General features: G+C 57.5%; 16 protein-coding genes. 8 read left to right on the top strand and 8 right to left on the bottom strand.

The annotated features are described in order from the left end of the window. The first annotated feature begins 254 nt into the window (after positions 1-254). The 5 genes from L0976_RS21490 (at position 255) to L0976_RS21470 (ending at position 4,300) form a co-directional block, all read left to right on the top strand. Complete coding sequence (locus tag L0976_RS21490; protein WP_133037094.1) at positions 255-1,208, top strand: DUF1403 family protein; 954 nt, start codon at positions 255-257, stop codon at positions 1,206-1,208. A gap of 2 nt (positions 1,209-1,210) precedes the next feature. Then, positions 1,211-1,897 carry an SMC-Scp complex subunit ScpB gene (locus tag L0976_RS21485; protein WP_234189202.1) on the top strand — a complete coding sequence of 229 codons (687 nt, stop codon included), beginning with the start codon at positions 1,211-1,213 and terminating at the stop codon, positions 1,895-1,897. A 401-nt stretch (positions 1,898-2,298) separates the two neighbouring features. After that, positions 2,299-2,874, top strand: a complete 576-nt coding sequence (locus L0976_RS21480) for an ATP-binding protein (protein ID WP_083265178.1) — start codon at positions 2,299-2,301, stop codon at positions 2,872-2,874. 12 nt (positions 2,875-2,886) lie between these two features. Continuing rightward, complete coding sequence (locus L0976_RS21475; RefSeq protein ID WP_069456589.1) at positions 2,887-3,723, top strand: bis-aminopropyl spermidine synthase family protein; 837 nt, start codon at positions 2,887-2,889, stop codon at positions 3,721-3,723. Beyond that, entirely contained in the window at positions 3,716-4,300 is a 585-nt protein-coding gene (locus L0976_RS21470) for a hypothetical protein (protein ID WP_069456590.1), read from the top strand. The genes L0976_RS21475 and L0976_RS21470 overlap by 8 nt, the downstream gene beginning before the upstream one ends. Here the strand turns inward: L0976_RS21470 and L0976_RS21465 are convergent. From L0976_RS21465 to L0976_RS21455, 3 genes are read right to left on the bottom strand one after another with little or no spacing between them, the layout of a single operon-like run. Beyond that, positions 4,283-4,951, bottom strand: a complete 669-nt coding sequence (locus L0976_RS21465) for a hypothetical protein (RefSeq protein ID WP_219511876.1) — start codon at positions 4,949-4,951, stop codon at positions 4,283-4,285. The genes L0976_RS21470 and L0976_RS21465 overlap by 18 nt on opposite strands. Continuing rightward, positions 4,926-5,936, bottom strand: coding sequence for an ImmA/IrrE family metallo-endopeptidase (locus L0976_RS21460; RefSeq protein WP_229002332.1), 1,011 nt, complete (start codon positions 5,934-5,936; stop codon positions 4,926-4,928). The genes L0976_RS21465 and L0976_RS21460 overlap by 26 nt, the downstream gene beginning before the upstream one ends. Before the next feature lie 46 nt (positions 5,937-5,982). Further along, positions 5,983-6,714, bottom strand: coding sequence for a hypothetical protein (locus L0976_RS21455; protein ID WP_219511874.1), 732 nt, complete (start codon positions 6,712-6,714; stop codon positions 5,983-5,985). A gap of 402 nt (positions 6,715-7,116) precedes the next feature. Between L0976_RS21455 and L0976_RS21450 the strand changes: the two genes are divergently transcribed. After that, positions 7,117-7,326 (top strand): hypothetical protein, encoded by a 210-nt coding sequence (locus tag L0976_RS21450; RefSeq protein ID WP_069456593.1) that lies wholly within the window; start codon positions 7,117-7,119, stop codon positions 7,324-7,326. Then, complete coding sequence (locus tag L0976_RS21445) at positions 7,323-9,779, top strand: AAA family ATPase (RefSeq protein WP_234189201.1); 2,457 nt, start codon at positions 7,323-7,325, stop codon at positions 9,777-9,779. The genes L0976_RS21450 and L0976_RS21445 overlap by 4 nt, the downstream gene beginning before the upstream one ends. Positions 9,780-9,838: 59 nt before the next feature. On the opposite strand, the gene L0976_RS21440 is transcribed toward L0976_RS21445, so the two are convergent. The 5 genes from L0976_RS21440 to L0976_RS21420 all read right to left on the bottom strand — a co-directional run bounded on the left by L0976_RS21440 (position 9,839) and on the right by L0976_RS21420 (position 16,231). Further along, positions 9,839-10,930 carry a hypothetical protein gene (locus L0976_RS21440; protein ID WP_219511870.1) on the bottom strand — a complete coding sequence of 364 codons (1,092 nt, stop codon included), beginning with the start codon at positions 10,928-10,930 and terminating at the stop codon, positions 9,839-9,841. Positions 10,931-10,975: 45 nt separating this feature from the next. Further along, positions 10,976-11,776, bottom strand: coding sequence for an abortive infection family protein (locus tag L0976_RS21435; RefSeq protein WP_234189200.1), 801 nt, complete (start codon positions 11,774-11,776; stop codon positions 10,976-10,978). A 25-nt stretch (positions 11,777-11,801) separates the two neighbouring features. After that, positions 11,802-12,719 (bottom strand): nucleotidyl transferase AbiEii/AbiGii toxin family protein, encoded by a 918-nt coding sequence (locus tag L0976_RS21430; protein ID WP_234189199.1) that lies wholly within the window; start codon positions 12,717-12,719, stop codon positions 11,802-11,804. Continuing rightward, positions 12,709-13,554: a type IV toxin-antitoxin system AbiEi family antitoxin domain-containing protein gene (locus tag L0976_RS21425; RefSeq protein WP_219511866.1), complete on the bottom strand. Its 846-nt coding sequence runs from the start codon at positions 13,552-13,554 to the stop codon at positions 12,709-12,711. Before L0976_RS21425 ends, L0976_RS21430 begins: the two co-directional genes overlap by 11 nt. 199 nt (positions 13,555-13,753) lie before the next feature. After that, the gene (locus L0976_RS21420) at positions 13,754-16,231 is read right to left on the bottom strand and encodes a hypothetical protein (protein ID WP_370643762.1); all 2,478 of its coding nucleotides are present in this window, start codon (positions 16,229-16,231) and stop codon (positions 13,754-13,756) included. A 193-nt stretch (positions 16,232-16,424) separates the two neighbouring features. Here L0976_RS21420 and L0976_RS21415 point away from each other — a divergent pair, with 193 nt between their 5' ends. Then, the gene (locus L0976_RS21415) at positions 16,425-17,336 is read left to right on the top strand and encodes an HNH endonuclease (RefSeq protein WP_085421475.1); all 912 of its coding nucleotides are present in this window, start codon (positions 16,425-16,427) and stop codon (positions 17,334-17,336) included. Positions 17,337-17,677: the final 341 nt, after the last annotated feature.

The following is a 17,677-nucleotide window of genomic DNA, read 5'->3' as shown; positions in this document are numbered from 1 at the left end:
GCGAAGCGCCGGATCGCTGCAGTCCACTGATCAAGCGCATAACCAATCCGCCCAATGACTGCGAATTTCGACGGCCAGAGACGCCAAAAACGGGCCGTCCGGCGGTTAAACGCGAATGACACGGGCCATTCCTTCAATAAGGAACAAAACGAACGATAATGCAAACTTATCCATCATTATAGAGGAGAGACAAGCCGTGCGGTTATAAGGCAAAATGCTGGCATAGTCCGCACATTTGGTCTAACCTGTTGGCCATGGATTCGCCCGTCGCCTCGTCTGTTGCCGCCCCGACGTTCACGACCGCGTTGCCCGGCTGGGCCCTGCCGCGTGGCCGCGAGCCGGACGAACTCGCTGCCGCCTTCGCCGCCGGCATCGCCTTGAAATCGCTCGACGATCTTGTCCGCTCTGCCTCCATCTGGGCCGGCTGCTGGCGTTCTCGCCAGGCCCTGAAATGTGCCGCCGTCGCGGTCCGGCTGATGGGCCGCAGCGAGAATGAGCCCGCGTTGCGGGACGCGCTTTTGCTCACCGCAACTGGCGACGATCCCGGCCCAGCCGGAAAGGTGTTTTTGGCCACCAAAAGGCTTTCCACGCGAAAACCCGCCTTTTCCTCGAAAGCGGTGGCCGAGCTCGCCGACCTGTTGGGGCTGGCCTGGGACGATCGGCTGGCCGCGGCCGTCGACTATGCCGATGACGCGCTGCAATCCGGTCGCCCGGCGCCGCTTGCCGCGGCGGACCTGGTCACGGCCATCCATGCCGTGCGGCCGGATGCCGAGCCGCTCGCTTGGATGCTCGCCGATAGGATGATCGCCGCGCTGCTGAAATGGGATTGTGCCGTGCCGCTGCTGATGGCCGAGCGTTATGGCTCCGCCTTTAAGACGCTTGGGGGCAGGGGCCGCGTGCGCCCGGGTGATGCCGCCTTCGCCCGCGCCGTCTGCCTCGCTGTGGTCGAGGGGACGAGCGCGGCCTTGCGCACCGCTGGCGAGATCGCCCGTCGCGCCGAGACGCTGCGCACCGCGGCGCCAAAGGTTCGGACGAAGGGCGCCGGCGCCGTCATCGAGGCCCTGCTGAACGAGGACGCCGTGGCAGCCTCGGCGCCCGGCAGCAATCTCTCACGCTGGGCGGCGACCCGGCTGTTCGAGAGACTGGAAGGCTTTGGCGGCGTGCGCGAACTGTCCGGCCGCAGCGCGTTCCGGATCTATGGGCTGTGACGATGGGTGAGCCGGATGAACCTGGCAAAACACGGACGTCTCGGAAGAAGGACGCAAGCGAACGCTTGTTGGATCGGGAGCTGGTGAATCTGCCGCCGGAGCTGCGCTGGCGGGAATGGATGCTGCGCGTCGAGGCGGTGATCTTTGCCGCGGCCGAACCGGTCAGCCGCGAGACACTGGCGCGGGTGGTCGGCAAGGACTGCAACGTCGATTTGCTCATTGATGATTTGCGCGAGGAACTGAGTTCCCGGCCATATGAGCTGGTATCGGTCGCCGGCGGCTGGCAGCACCGCACACGGGTGCGGTTCGGCGAGACCATTCGCGCCTCGTCGGCGCCGACAAGGGGAGGGGCGGCAGCGCTCTCCGAGTTCGAGGCGATGGTGCTGATGTCGGTGGGATATTTCCAGCCGGTCACGCGTGGCGAACTCAGCAAGATATTCGGCAAGGAGGTCAGTCGCGATACGATCGGGGCGCTGCGTGCCGCCGGGTTTATTTCCTCTGGGCCGCGCAGCCCGACGCCCGGCGCGCCGTACACCTATGTGACGACGAAGCACTTCCTCTCCTCCTTCAGCATGGAGACATTGCGTGACCTACCCGACATCGAGGCGCTCGAGGATGCAGGGCTGCTCAGCCGCGAAGTGGTGCAAGCGGAACTGCTGTCAGCCGCGCCGGACGGTGATGAGGAGTAAGGTTGTCGCCTGGCCTAGCATTGGATGATCGTGCCTAGCTGTCGCAAGTGGAGTAGCCACACGCCTGCTGACACTGGGTGGCGTTCATGACCAAGGGATCACCACCGTGTTGGCTGAGGCTACAGGACGCAGGTCACCCGAAATTTGCGGCCGAAGTCCGCTCCATTTTCCAGGTCTGCGGGCCTATAAAGCTCGATACCTTGTGGCATCGACGTCGATGCCACAAGGTATCGCGATAGGCTGGCCGCAGTTGTACGATACGATGGCGGGGGAAAGCTTCGTATGTGTATCTTATGAACGGGACAGCGCCATGTAAAGGCGAGAAGGCAGCAGTTTTAAAACCTGTTGTAGTCTTCTAAGAATATATTACCTTACCTGGGGTGGTAGTTGGGGCGAACCTCATGAAAGTGATTTATATGACCGGGGCGCCCGCCTCGGGAAAGAGCACAACTGCGCGTTTGCTGAAAGAGAAACTTGAAGGGCTGAAGGTCTGGGAATACGGGGCTGAGCTGACACGCTACGTCCAGGAACGGCCGCAAGTTACTACGCAGGAAGATCTTAGGCGTCTGTCGGGAAATGTGGTGACACCGGACGATGTAGCTGCGGTAGATCAGAAGCTCCTAGGTTTTGTGAAGGCAAACCGTGGGCTCTTTCCCGTCGTGATCGACAGCCACCCAGTTACCAAGGAAGACTACGGCTACCGGATCACCGCGTTTTCAGCAGATCAAGTGAGAGCTCTCGCGCCTGATGAGATCTGGGTACTGTTTACGTCTCCGGATATGGCTGTCGAGCGCATCAATGCAAACGCCGCAGGGCGTCCTCAGATTGATTTGGAACAGGCGCGAATGCACACCGACCTTCAGGCTTCGGTAGCGGCGACCTACGGCATCGTAACTGGCCGACCCGTTTATCTTTTCGATTCGGGTGGCGACCAGCAAACGCTCATCGGTCGGCTTGCCGAGCGTTTAAAGAAGTAGCTGGGAGGGAATATGCGGGAGCAAGTCGATCTCCATCGGGCCATAAATGCAGTATCTGACGTAGTTCAGAACCGTCCCAGGCCGCTGAGAGACTTTGATCAGATCCATATGAAGACGGGAGATATGGTTGTTCAAAGTGAACTTGTCGCTGATTGGGCGGACAAAAAGAGGGTCGCTTTCATCGGCGACGGTGACGCGATCAGCGTGTGCGTCGCATATCTTATGGCGCGGGAAGTACTATCTTTCGGACCGTCCAAAATAACGGTGTTTGATTTCGATGAGCGCACAGTGAACGCGGTCAAACGATTCGCTGACAAAGAGAGGCTCGAGCATCTTGATGCCGAATTATACAATTGTTTGGACCCGTTTCCCGACCGAAGCAAATATGATCTTTTTTACACGAACCCACCATGGGGAGCATCGAATAACGGCGAGAGCGTAAATGTCTTCGTGGAGCGCGGCATTGAAGCCGTAAGGTATGAGGGCGAGGGTATGATCGTCATCGCAGACGACGATGAACTGGATTGGCCAAAGCAAGTTCTCGCCAATGTGCAAGCCTTTTCGCTTGAGCGAGGGTTTTACGTGTCAAGGATGCAGCGCAAACTTCACGAGTATCACCTCGATGACGCGCCTGAACTTCGATCTTGCAACTTATTTGTGAGTTCACTTCCAAAAAATGGTGTTCGACAAAAGCCAAGCTTGGCAACTTCTCCGGAGCGATTGGAGAACTTCTACGGAAAACTTCAGGCTCCGAAAGTGAAGTTTGTTCGAGAACGGAAACGCCCAGATTATGGGAAAGCGTCGGATGACGAATACGAGCTGGAACTGTTGGAGAAGCAAAATGGCTAATCTTATAACTCCTGGAAACGGTATTCTCTACATGAAGGTGGGTACCCACGCCCAAGAGACTCTCGAAGATATCATTAAGCGAAAGTCCCAGGAGATTAAGGACACTGGATATGGCTTATGGGGCTACGGTGGAAATACGTGCCATCCGGCGTCGATGGTTCAGCCATTTGCGAAAGCATTCCGCGAAGCAGGAAAGCCCATCCATCTTTGCATGGAATCAATGGACTCTAAACATTTTGCCGAGCCGCTTTGCGCGGCTGAGTTCTCGGTCGACGGTATAAGGTGGGAAAAAATACCGGACGCGATTGAGGTTAGGGGGTCGCGCTATGCCTTGGTTATCGATGAAATTCTTGAGGACGATTTCAGGTTACCCCTGAACATGACGCGCGTACCTGTTGGGCCAAGCGCCGGGCGTCTCGGTAGTCGCTACATCAACGGTCGGGTTGACAAAGCCTGCCTTGAAGTCCTCGGGCAGCCGGAGCTTGCCAACATTGAAGAGCCGGCCCTTGAGCGGCAGATTAGCTTAGTTGCAGAGTTGAAAGCTCCATACGCGGTGTTTCTACGGAACTACCGCTGAGAGATCGGTGGTCCTTATCAGGATCGTGGGCGCGGATTTCTGCACAGAAACCACGTAGCTCGTCAAACCCTCTTTGATCGTTTGTTCGGTGGCTGGGTTTGAGGCGCTATTGCATGCGAAAGCAATCGACAGAGAACGGTCTACGCCTGGTTCGCCGCAGATACGTTTTCGAAGAATCTCGGTGCCCAAGATTTGCAGGAGTGTGAAGACAATCTGCTCAAGACAGGCCACTCGTTCCGAGGGCAGGCAATGTGCGATACGTTCGAGCGCGTTGATGGCTCGCTTGTCGCCCGTGATTAGCAACGGCGACATCCGGTGCACAAGAATTGCAAAGAGCTGGCTTTCGCCAGCGTCGAGTTCCAGGCTCAGCATCATCGCTTGCTCTTCGAGCTCGGCAGCGAACATAATCTCTTCTTCGGTAGGTTCGACCCACAGGACAGCTGCTGCGAGTACGCCCCATTGGGTCTGAAGGCTGGCGCCGTCTTGTATGCCCCGAGCTCGGTGGACTCGACGACCGACGGTATACTGCGCGAGGCGAAGCATAGCCAGCGTGCGATTTCTGCCTGATCCGAACCACATAAGCTCTTGGGCGCATGAATACGCGCAGAGTTTCAATGCGATATCGTTATCGACCAATATCAGATCGCGCATCGGGCCCAAGCATTACGTTTTCAAGGAAGCTAGCGGATTCGTCACTTAGATCAGCCCATCTGAGTTGCGAGTTCGCTATGCCATTTACCTCCTGCCAAACAGGTTTCCCTTCGGTATAGACGTATTTAAGTGCTGCCATTGCAGCCGGCCATTTCTTCCTTCGATGTGCGAGACATAGTGCAAGTGTTCCGGGTTCAATCCCGTGCAAAGGGCCGGCCAATAGAACTGCGTGCGCAAGGGCTCTAGCCCCGAAACTGTCTACGCTAGTTGTAATCTCCGGATTAGGCGTGCCTGTGAGAAGGGAGATTGCGAATGAGTCTGCTTCGTCTTCCTGAGGATCGCCTGGCGCATCGTATTCACCTTCTTCGAGGTCTACGATCGCGGAAGTACCTTGGAGATGGCCCAGCATGATGTGTCCGAGTTCATGAGCCAAGGTGAAGGCTATCGGAGCGGGATATTGGGCGTCCCGACCGAGCAAAATCGCATACCTTCCTTGATCTTCAACGACCATGGCATGCATCGCCTTTTGATCGAGCGGGAACACGCGTAAATGAATGACCGGTATGCCCACGCCCCAGCATATTGTGATCAGGGAGAGGAGATCAACAAACGGTGATGCTGATAGCACAACGTTTCGAAGTTCTTCGGCCGTAACTGATGGCAACTGTACCGCCGGTGTTGCCCTGATCAAAAGCTTTCCGATGGAGACGCCGAAGGACGTAATCGCGTCCTGCCGGATGTCATCGCCTGCAGACAGATGCTTGAAGCGGGCGCGGTCGCGCCAGATGAATTCGACTCGTTCCCCTAAGAGAGGCTTAGGGCTGAGTCCGAGCTTCCTTGCAAGCGCAAACCGCAACTCAGCACGGCTTGAGGGGCTCGCGTCTAGGTCATCGGACCACCAAGCTGGCCAAGCGGCATCGATAGCCCTGTCGCTTAGGCCGGACTTTTTCAGCTGTTGGCGGAGCTTCTGAACCTCGGTGGTCAATGAGCCTCTTATTTGGTTCCGGCGTCGTGGTTTCAGCGTTGCGTTTTTAGATGAGCCCGAGCTGAAGACTGCTATCGACCCGCGTTGGCGCCCGTTGCCGAAGCTCTGATACGAATTCGATCCAGTCTATGGAAGACGTGACGTTCGCACAATTATAGAGCGCGATCTGAGAGTCCGACAGGGGTATCGGATCTGTTAGTCGGACCCAATAGCCTCCCGTCAATCTGGCTTCGAGGTTGACCTCGTATTGAGCGGCGGCGCCATTAATCGACCTGTCGCGTGTGAGCAGCGCCGTGACTTGGGAAGCGCCGATTTGACCGCCATTCGGACCGGCATTCCGATACATATGATGGTCGAAGGGTCTTCCGTATTTCAGTTCCAGTTTTTCATCCCACGTGCACACCAAGGCAAAGTGCCTAGTCTTTTGGGTTCCACTTCCGCTATTGCCGCGGCTCGTAATCAGGGCGGATGGCGGTAGGGGCCGTTCCATCCCATGAAGGTCGATGTAACGACGCCAGACAACGACACTCGATGGAGCGGAGTCGGCCAACTTCGGCTTGCTCTTCATGATCGAAAAATAGATAGGGACTTCGCGCTTGAGACGCGCCAGGGCGGGGATTGCTTTCGAAGGTGCGTTACCTACGCCCCAAAAAAACAAACCGCCCCCCGCTCTGCGTTCGTTTTCTTTCCGCTGGACAATCTTGTCGAGCTCCTGCCCGGCCTCGCTTTGCATCCGAGACCAACACACGAAGTCATCAGCGATGGATGTGCTTGGCATCTGGTCCTCGGTTGGTCATCTCATGGTCGATAGTCGCATTCCGAACTTGCATGAGGCTGCTTTTCGTTCAACCCTGATTCGCAGTGGCCGCCGTTACAACAGTGGAAAATGGCACGTCGGGCTGTGGAAGAGTTGATTGATGCTGGACAATTCACTTATAGAACAAATAGTGAACAAATGCAACTGGAAGCGGGCTTTAGGGAATTTTGCACCGCTGGCGGATCGGAGCGATACGTCGCTTGCCAGCTAATTGTGAGAATGCGGCTCTTTCGCCGATGGCGCGCTCGCCGAAGGCTAATAGTGTGCGTCGCGGACGTAGTTTACGCCAAATGTCCTGACGCGAACTGAGCCCCTGGCGCAAACAACCTGTCATGCTATCTTGCACGCAGCGGGGGTAGCAAGTTGGATTTGACAGCAGACAAAGATGAGGCGGTAGAACCGCCCGCAAAGGTGAAGTCCGTCGCCGCCACTATTATTGGCGAGTTCTTCGACGCCTTGGAAAAGGAAGAAGGTCTCGCCGACGTGGCGCCAAGGCTACGCAAAGTCGTGCTCGACGACGGCATTTTCGCCGAACCGTCAATTCGTGCCGCTCTCTTTCCGGACGCCTCATGATCCGGATCGATAAGATACACATCAAGGAATTTCGTGGCATCCGCGATCTGACCCTCGACCTCAAGGGCCAGAACTTCGCGGCGTGCGGCCCGAACGGCACTGGCAAGAGCGGCATCGTTGACGCTATCGAATTCGCCCTGACCGGCAACATCTCACGTTTGGCAGGCGCGGGTACAGGTGGCCTCTCGGTGAAGGCGCACGGTCCGCACGTCGATAGTCGCAACAAGCCAGAAGCTGCTTCGGTCACGCTGGACGTCACCATTCCGGCCCTCCGTAACAAGATGGCACAGATCCGCCGTACCGTGAAATCGGCGGGCGCACCAGAGATCAAGCCCCCCGACAAGGACGTCGTCACGGCCTTCGAGAGCGTCAATCTCCATCCAGAGTTCGTGCTCTCGCGTCGTGAACTGATCCGTTACGTCCTTTCCGAACCAGGCCAGAGGTCCAAGGAGGTTCAGTCCCTTCTACGTCTCGACGACATCGAGAAGCTGCGCGGGGTGCTGCAGAAGATTGCGAATGCCTGCACCAAAGAGCTTCCTGGGCTTGAACGAGCCGAGACGGACGCGATCAAGAATCTCCTGGCCGTTCTCGATACCGCGCAACTCAACAAGAAGTCGGTCCTCGACGCGATCAATCCGCGGCGGGAGCTGCTTAGCCTCGCACCGTTGACAGACCTCGATGCCAACACCTCCGTCAAGGACGGGCTGACGACAACCACCGCCAGCACGCCTGGCCGGGTTCCTAAAATCCAGGCAACGACTGACTTGGCTACGCTCAGGGAAGCGCTCGACGCGCTCCAGGCTGACACGTTCAAACAGGCATGCGACGCCGCCGATGCTAATGCCGTCGAACTCGGTAAAGATGCTGACAGCCTCAATGGCTTGTCGCGCGAGGCGCTGCTGAAGTCGGCGCTAGAGCTTTACGACGGTACCGCTTGCCCGGTCTGCGACACGCCGTTCGAGCCCGACGCCTTTCAGGGACATCTGGCCGGAAAGCTCGCGCACCTCGACGATGTGACCAAGCGGCGCGCAGCGCTCGAGGCCGAACTCAAACCAATCCTCGACAGCTTGCACGCCGTCGGCACCGCGCTGAACATCATGATCGACCACGCTGGTCTGTTCTCGCCGAAGATCGACGCCACAGCCCTGATCGACTTCCGGGCCATTCTGCGCGGGCGCTATCAGCAGCTTCAGAAGCTGCTGCCGCTCGACGACACCCGGGCCATCCTGGGAGCAGCGCATACCGTCTCGGACTTGGGGCCGCCGCTGACAGCGCTCGAGATCGCGATCGCCGCCATCCCGGAACCGAGCAAGCAAGACGCCGCCCGCGATTTCCTTGTGTTGGCCCAGGAGCGACTTGAGCATTATCGCAGCGCGCGCCTGAAGGTGGTCGCGGGGAGGCTTCGCGCCGAACGCGCCACAACGGTCTTCAACACCTATGGCACCGTGACGACCGCCGCGCTCGAAAAGATCTACAAGGATGTCGAGACCACCTTCGCGAGCTACTATCGAAAGATCAATGAGGACGACGAGAACACCTTCACCGCGAAGCTCATGCCCTCGATCGGCAAGCTCGGCTTCGATGTGGATTTCTACGGCCGCGGGCATTTCCCGCCAGGCGCCTACCATAGCGAGGGCCATCAAGACGGCATGGGCCTATGCCTCTACCTCGCTCTTATGAACCATCTGCTGGGGACAAATTTCACCTTCGCCGTCCTCGACGACGTATTGATGTCCGTGGACGCCGGCCACCGGCGTCAGGTCTGCACACTCCTCAAGGAGATGTTCCCCAACACACAATTCATCTTCACAACGCACGATGAGATCTGGCTGCGGCACATGAAGTCGGAAGGCCTGATCAAGGGCCGGAACTTTGCGCATTTCCGGACATGGACTGTCGACTTCGGTCCGACCGAATGGGACGACCGCGACGTCTGGGCAGAGCTGGAAGCCCATCTCGCGAAGAACGATGTGCGCGCTGCTGCTGCGCTGCTCCGCCACTATCTCGAACACTTCGCAAAGGAAGCGTGCGATCGCCTGCGCGCGAATGTCGAATTCCGCGGCGATGCTCAATTTATGCTCGGTGATCTCCTGCCTAACGCGACCAGCACGCTCGGCGACCTCCTCAAGAAAGCGAAGGTCGCGGCCAACTCCTGGAACCAGAAGGAGGTGGTAGAACGCATCACGGCAATCGAAACCGCCTTCGTCGAGGCGAAGGTCAAGACCGGCTTCGAAAACTGGCAAATCAACACGGCTGTCCATTTCAACGAATGGGCCGACCTCAAGAAGGAAGACTTCGCGCCCGTTGTGGCCGCATTCCGGGGCTTCACCGGATCATTTGGCTGCGACGCCTGCGGCGAAATGTATTTCGTCGTACCTGACCGCGGGAAGAAGGAAGCTCTGCGCTGTGGCTGCGGTTCTTTGAACCTCAATTTGCTGCAGAAAGGCTCTTAGCCGCCGTATTTGAGCGCGTTTAGCCACCGCGCCAGATGAGGAGGAAGGTGTTCCTTCGGTCACAGGAACTCGGCCATAAGCTGAAATTCAAGCTGGCGCGTTTCCGGTTTCAGCGTCAGGTATTTTTCAACTTCGCCAAAGAGCGTCGGGATATCTGCCAGAGGCTTGTCGGTATAAATGAGAGTCGAGATGGCATGTTTCTGGAAATAGGAGCGATGCTTCTCGGCTTCTTTCTCGAAATTCGCTTGGGCCTCGTCGTTGATCTGCTGTTGGGTTTTGCCCTTGGTCCCAGCAAGTTTGCCGTGGGTCGACCAAGGTGACAGCTCTATTCCGACCTTATTGAGCGTGATTGGATTGATGATGCAAAAGTCGAGGCGGAACTTGTGCTTCTTGTCCTTGCCATTGTATCGCAGCTCCGGGATGAGCAGCGGAACCTCTTCCGGCTTTTCCTGTGCCTTGACATATTCTGCATAAAGTTTGGCGATCTGTCGTTCATAGGCGGATCCGGAGGGGCGGACGAGGACTTTCTGAAAAAAGTTCAAGTATTCGTCAATATTGGCAAATGGCATCGGGTCTGGATCGCCATCGACGACAAGCCCGGTTGCGAGGATATGTCCGATCGTCCAATAAAGGTGCTTGAAGTGGCGGATCTCGCTCTTGTCATTCTCCCAGGTGCCATTTTTATAGCGCGGCGTAATCAGCAGGCCGTAATCGCTATTGTTCTGACCGATCCACACCTCGGCGTCCTGGATCGCCGGACGGTTGCGGACCAATTCCTCGTAGTGCCGGAGATAGGACCGCTTCAGAAACAGCGTGAAATATTCCTTGGTCGCCGCCGATTTTAAAAACAGCTTCTTATTGTGCTTCAGTGTTTCCGATCCGAAAGACGCACCGCCGGCTGTCCAGCCATCTTCGGCGATCGCACGTGCAAATCCCTTTAAATAGTGCGAAAGATACTCCTCGTGCGAAGAGATGACCTCGTTCTTCAGATCGATGAAGGTTGCAGCTTTGCCGCCGATCAAGGCGTTGAAGGAATGGAGGTTCTGGACGCCGGTGTCCTTGGCGACCGTGGGCCAGAGCTCGTTGAGCCGCTCGGAGATCTCTTTGTCGAGCTTGTTGCGGGCAGTCTTGTTGGGGTCTCGTTTAGCCATTGTAGAACCGGACTTTCTGGGGCGGGAGGGATTGTGACAAGCGGTTCAATCTTCGAAGGCGCGGCCGTCGATCGCCTTGATAAAGCGAAGGATTGCGGCAACGCTGTCGAAGATAAAGCGGGCTTCGTCTTGGTCTATAAGCGTGGGGTTATCGTGCGCCAACGACTTGTCATTGCGGATATCATTCATGGATTCGAAGATGCTGATCGAGCTCTTGATGACGCGCTCGGTCATTTGCGTCAGGTTTCGGTCCTTGCTTAGATACTTGACGTACCTGCCGACCCTCGAATGAAGTGGGTCGTTTTCGCCGCATTCTCCTCCTCCGTGTTTGCGTACGAAGGCGGCAAAGCGCTTCATGCAATAGGTGTGTAGCCGATCAAGCCCGGCCTGTGGCCGGTTCGCATTGAGATCGCGACGGATCGCGGCGATTAGCTCCTCGAGTGTCTCGCCTGGCTCAAACGCATCGAAAGCCGCGGTGTCGATCTCTTGAGTCGAACCCTCGAAGCGAGAAACGATCGCGAAATAGCTCGTCTGGATCTCCTGTTCAGCGGAAGACGGCTTTGGAGCTTGGACGGCGGTCCGATAATCCCATAATTCGCGAAGCAGCTTAGCGACCATCGACGCCGGAGCGCGTTCGATGAAGGAGCGCAAGCGCTTTGCCTTCGAAGAGCCGCGGCCGTTGAAGTAGCGGCTCTCCGTCTGTGGATCTACTTTCAGGGTTTCGTAGAAGAAATCATCGAAGGTCCGGTCTGAGAAATCGAGAACATAGCCCGACCCCATATCCAGGGCTTTTTCCAGTAGCTCGCGCTCTCGACGCGGTATCATCTGTTCATATGTCTGGTTCATTATTCCCCTTTGTGCCACCACTCTATCACTCGAACAGGCTTTCGATCTCGGCTCGCTGCTGTTCGTGCTTTCTCGGATTTTGAGCCTTCAGTTTTTGCAGGTTGAGCAGCTTCCATTTCACCGCTGGAAGGCTCGCGGCTTGCGGAAGTCCGACAACGTTGAAATCAGGCTCACAATCGTGGAGCGATAGGAGAAACGTTCTCGCTTGAGGATCCAGCTTGTCACGAATGTCGGTGAGCAGCCGCTTTCGCACTTCCAACAGCTCGTCCAAATTTACAGGCTCGACGGTCATCCCTTCAAATTCTTGCCGAAAGGTGGATTCGATGTCCGTGATGCTCGGCGCCAGCAGTTCGTGCGGCGGCCGGCCCGAGCTCGCAACGTAGATCAAGAACGTTCTGAACAGAGCGTCCGTGAAGCCTTCATTTGCATACAAGAGCTTTACATCGAACAAATCCCGCGGATGCTGCCGGTCGACCGCCGCATGCAGTTTGCCTGCAAAGAGGTCCTCGAACGACAGAACCTGAATTTCGGCGAAACCGAACTCGTCTTCAACCTTTTCGCTGACGGTCCGGATCTCGACAGGATGCACGGTTCCTCTTGCGACCGGAGAGGTTTCGACTTTGATGACGGTGGCGCTTTGGCTGACTTCGAGACGGGTTTCGTTGCCGCCGCCGCCGGCAATTCTTCTCACTTTGGCGCCGCGCAGATGCTGCGAGATGTTACCGCCGATCCGATCAAGCGTCTCGTCGATATCCTTCAGGCTTTCCTCCCGCTGCTTCACGGGCAGATATGTCAGATCGATATCCACCGACAGGCGTGGCAGGTCCCGGTAGAAGAGGTTGATGGCGGTTCCGCCCTTTAGTGCAAAGGCCTTTTCCTCTCCGATATAGGGCAGCGAACGCACCAGAAGCTGAACTTGGGAGACGTATTGTTCACGGGCCATCGGCAGCCTCCGGTATTTGGGGCAAGAATTCAGGTGGCACCGTTATGCGATATATCGGGTGCAATTTCCCCCCTTTGTAGAAGGCGCGGTCGCCAGAGCCAAGGTCCACCTCCGATGGGTGGATGTGCTTTCGCCAGGCGTGAGCGTGCTTGTCCGCGAAGACAAAGAAGAGCCTTTTAACTTGGACCTTCCGGCAGCTTTTTAGCAAAGCGGTCAGGCGCCGCGGTCTCAGATTCGCAAGGCTCTCGAATATCGTATCGAGGGTATGAAAACTCTCATTGTCGGGCAATTCATCAAGCGCTTCGAGGATCGCGCGTTCAGCGCTGGAGGCTTTCAGAGGCCATTGCCAAGGGCTGAGCGCCAGATTGCTGTCCGCGCTGAGGTTGACGTCGGTATTATCGACGCCCAGACTGGCATCGTTGAAGAGCCGCGTGTTGCGTATGAAGAGCCGTGCCGTCAGCGGCAATTTGGTCAGCCAGCTTGGCGGTCTTTCCGAATAGAGGTAGACGGTTTCCCTGCTGCCCAAGGGCAAGTAGTGAACATGGCCGCCGAGAGCCAAGGCGGTCAACCCTCCGACGTGCAGATCATAGCCCATGATCTGCTGTGCGGACAGAACAGGTATCGTCCAGTCACGGGCGGCGTCCGGGTGCCCTGTGAGGGAGAGCGGTCGTCGGTATACGCCACGACTGAGAGGCTCGAGCCAATGCCGGCGAAGATAGTCGTGGGTAGAGCTCCGGCTGATGCCGTGCTTCGTCATCCACGCCGAGTCGACCAGAAACCCCGGTGGTATCCGTGCGAGCAGGAACTTTAATTTTTCTTCCTTTTGTCCGTTCATGGTTGACAAGATAGCCTAAACTCAAAGTCATTCCCATAGGTGTCTTTGAGAATCCGAACGAAAGTCCGTCTTGAGCGAACAAAACATGACGATTTCAAAGTCCCTGGCGCCCCGTATTCCTCAACTGAAATGGTCGAACGCACCACGCTTGCCGAAGCAAATGCGTGGGTCTGGAAGGACCGTGATCTCCGTAGCTCAGTCAGCACGACAAAACGCGACAGCCAACGAGCATGCGGAGCGGGACGAATGACTGACGTGAGGTCGTGCAAGCACGTGGCCGGCCAAGACGCAAGTTTCGATTTCCGACCAGGTTGGCTATCCGCGGCGCCGAGCCGCTGCTACGCTGCCTCCCAGACCTGATTGAGAATGCGGGCCGCGAGTGCTGCCTTATCCTGCGGCAGGAAACGCCCGTAGTGGTTGGCGACCATTTCCGCGTATCCTGGATGGCGTAGCTTGCCTGCTCGTAGGAACCCGTTTGTTTCAGGATGTGGGTGGCGAGCACGTCGCGGACATTGTGCGGCCCATGGGGCAGGAGGCCTTTGATCGCGCCGCGGCCAGTATAGGGATTGTAGATGGCATAGCGCTGGATTGTCAGACGCCATGCCTCGTAGAAGGTGGTCTGATTATAGGCAGCATCCTTGCTGGTCGTTTTCACCGTCTTCACAAACAGCGTGCCGGGATCGTCGGCTCCGGCGAGGAGCACCCCGCGATGGCGGTCGATGTAGGCGTTGAGGTATTTGTAGAGGTCCAGAAGATCCGGCAGGATCAGCCGGAAGGGTTTGGAGCCGAAGAAGGAGGAGTTGGCATTCTTGAAGGCGTTGGACGGGATCAAGACCTCCCAGCCGCGGTCGCGATCGCTCCAACGGATTTCGCCGCGCTTCATATCTTCAAGCCGGCGCTCCGATGTCGGGAAATGCCCGCGTGGGCAGACAAGCAATTGCCGAAGGTTCTTCTGACGAAGCCCGAGATGCAAGCCGAGCCGCAGCATCAGGAATGATCGGACCGTCTCGGCGGCGGCTCGGGGATAGCGATCCTCGTCCGGCATGCGCTTGAGGATTTCATCCGTGATCTTGCGATATTCGGCGAGCGGGCTATCCGCCTCGAGCACGCACATGATGGGCTCGAAGGGATCGCGATGAACCCGCATCACCCGCTGAATCTCCTTCGAGCGATGTGACGCGTGCTTGAAACAAGCTTCGCAGGCCGCATGCCAATTCCGCTCGGCTGCGGCGATTTCAGCCGCGGAGATCACTCCAGCGATGGGTTTCACGTTCCGGACGAGCTCCGGATGCTGCCAGAGCCAGCCTGTTTCGGCGCGCACCAGATTGAGAAGGACGTTCAGCATGTCCTCCTCCCACTGCGTGTAGAAGCCGCGCCGGCGTTCGCGCCATTGCAGGTACCAGTCCCAGACGCCGGGAAAGACAAGGAGACCGAAGGTCAACTGGCTGAGGGGAACGCCGTAGCCCTTGACGGCGCCATTCGGCGATGCCGCCAATGCACCGAACATCAATCCGAGATGCTCGATCTTTTGCGATGCCGTTTCTTCTCCCCAGACTCCGTTACGCTGAAAACCGAGGGCCGTCAGCGTCGCCGTCTTGAAGCGGATGAGATTGGCCATTTCCATGGCTAGCCGGGGTGGGGCGTCGACGACACCCGAAAGAAGGTCGGGGTCTTCAAGCGCCACATGATCGTCGCCATGCTCCGAATGCAGCGCATCCGCTGATGCTCGTGGTGACAGAGAGCCGCCGTAAGAAATCGCGGGGAAGCGGATGGCATAGCGCTGCTTCGTCGCCATAGCTTGGAAACGGCGGTAGTCGGTTGAACCCGAAATGATCACGCGACGTACCCATTCCAGGATTTCTTCGCGTTTGCTGAAGGGCAGACTGCTGAAGTTGTCCGGCAGATGCCAGGCCAACCGCCGCCGTTCCGCGGGACCGATGTCACTTCCGACGTCATGGCCGGATGCCGAGCGCGACTGGTGCGGCAGCTTGGCTTTGAAGTAGCCGTCGGGCAGTCTGTATCGTCGCTCGATGCGAGAGAGGATTTCGAAACTGTCGAGCGATCGCGGTACCTTGATGCCCTTGGTCCAGCTCAGCAGCGTCTTATGGTCGAAGGCATCATCGTTTCCGACGACGGCGCGATGCAGATGCCAGTAGCTGTCGCCGTGCCGACGCATATGGTAGATCAGCGCCTCTTGAAAGCCTTCAGGCTCCTCGGTCCGGTCGAATAGCGGGGTCGGAAACGTCTCGATGGGCTTTAGTTGAACTCCCGGCTTCGCTCTTGCCTGCTCTGCGTTGATAGAACGCGCCGTATGGGCCGTTGCCTCGGCTGGACCGGCCCCAGTCACTGGCTTTCGCTTTGGGCGTTCAGCGGTTGGACGGTCATCCTCCTCTGACCGTTCCTTATCTACCCATCGAGTGATTGCCTCCAGAGCCGGTAAGAGGTTCTTCTTCAGTTCCGGCGTCAGTTCAGCTTCGATGCTGCACGCCTCCGCGACTGCCTGCCAATCGATGCGACCGGTCCGCGTGGGCGGCAACTTCCGATAAATGATCAGGCTGATGAGATACGGCTTGATGTTCTCGAGACCCCGCTTTGAGGCGACCGGAGCAATGCGCACCTGGCAGAACTCGGAAATCTTGCGCTGAAAATGAATTGAAGAAGCAGATTGGTTTTTCATTGGCCTATGCAGTTCACACGACATGGACCGGCTCACATGCCGGGGCGTGGCCTGCTAAGGCGATGCGGTTAATGAAAGCTGAATCTGGATCGGAGTCGACTGTGTCCCGGGTCGATGTTTTCGACGGAACGTGCCAGCTCGGCGCATCTTACAACCCTGTCGAGCAGGCTCGAGAACATGCTATATGGGCATCATGGGATTCGGGGTTTTCATTCACCGCTCAGATTCGATCTACGACGATAGCCCGGCTGAACAATATCAGTTCCCGAGCCAGTACTTGGGCCGTGTCCAGGCCTGCATCGGCGACTGGATCATCTACTACGAACCGAGAAAAGTTGCCGAGACGCGCGGTTATTTTGCGATCGCCAAGGTCGGCCAGGTCATTCCGGACCCGAAAGCGCCCGGCATGTACCTCGCGCTCATTGAACCGGGGACTTATCTCGACTTCGTCGATCCGGTTCCGTTCAGCAATACCGAGGGGGTCATCGAACGTGGGGTGCTCAACGAAGAAGGACGCATCTCCGGACGAGCACAATCAGCAGTGCGGCCGATTTCTCCGGATGACTTCAACCGCATTGTCGCATTGGGCTTGGACGAGCATGAGCCTGAGCTGCCACGGGTGGATGAGCCCGGGACCGTTGTACCAGCGTCTGGCTTTGCCGAAGGAGGGCAGGCACCGTTTACCTTCGAACAGGAGCGTGATCGGGTCGCTCAGTTCACTTCCCGGATCGTCCGAAATCGACTTTTTCGCCGCTTGGTCTTGCAGGCCTACTGCAAGCGCTGTGCGGTCACGGGCTTGAAGCTCATCAACGGTGGCGGCCGAGCGGAAGTGGATGCCGCGCACATCCGGCCTGTGGAGGCGAACGGACCTGATATTTTGACCAACGGAATTGCGCTGTCGGGAACGGCTCACTGGATGTTCGACCGCGGCCTGATCAGCTTGTCGGATGACCTTGACATCATGATCTCACGGCAAGCCAACGATCCGGACAGCATTCGAGGTCTAGTTAACAAGACTGGCCGGGCCATCGTGCCATCGCGATCGTTCGAGAGGCCACACCCGCATTTTCTGCAGTGGCATCGCGAGAACTGCTTCAAGCAGTGAGATCTGTAAACCTGCAAGGGAAACCACGGATATGTGCAATGGCATTGGGGCAGGTCATCAACTTTAAGAATGGTTCGCATGACGTTCGCGCCACCTGGAGACGATCTATCCCAATTCTGCGCTCACGGTTGTGGAGGCTCGACGGTGGCTGGCTGGCGAGAGCGCCGAAACGCTTAAGGTCGGTAAGGTGATCCTGAACGATCTCAGAAAGCTCAACCTGATCGCCGCATAAAGCGCGCGGTCGACGGTCCAGGGCAACGCAAGCAACTGCAACAGCCGTGAGCGTTTGCGCGGTCGGCGCAAAGTCGGAGCGCGCGGGGACCCACGCGTGATAGACCATG

Source organism: Shinella sp. NM-101, assembly GCF_021401195.1.
Classification (GTDB): Bacteria; Pseudomonadota; Alphaproteobacteria; order Rhizobiales; family Rhizobiaceae; genus Shinella.
This window is presented reverse-complemented; position numbering and strand designations above follow the sequence as displayed.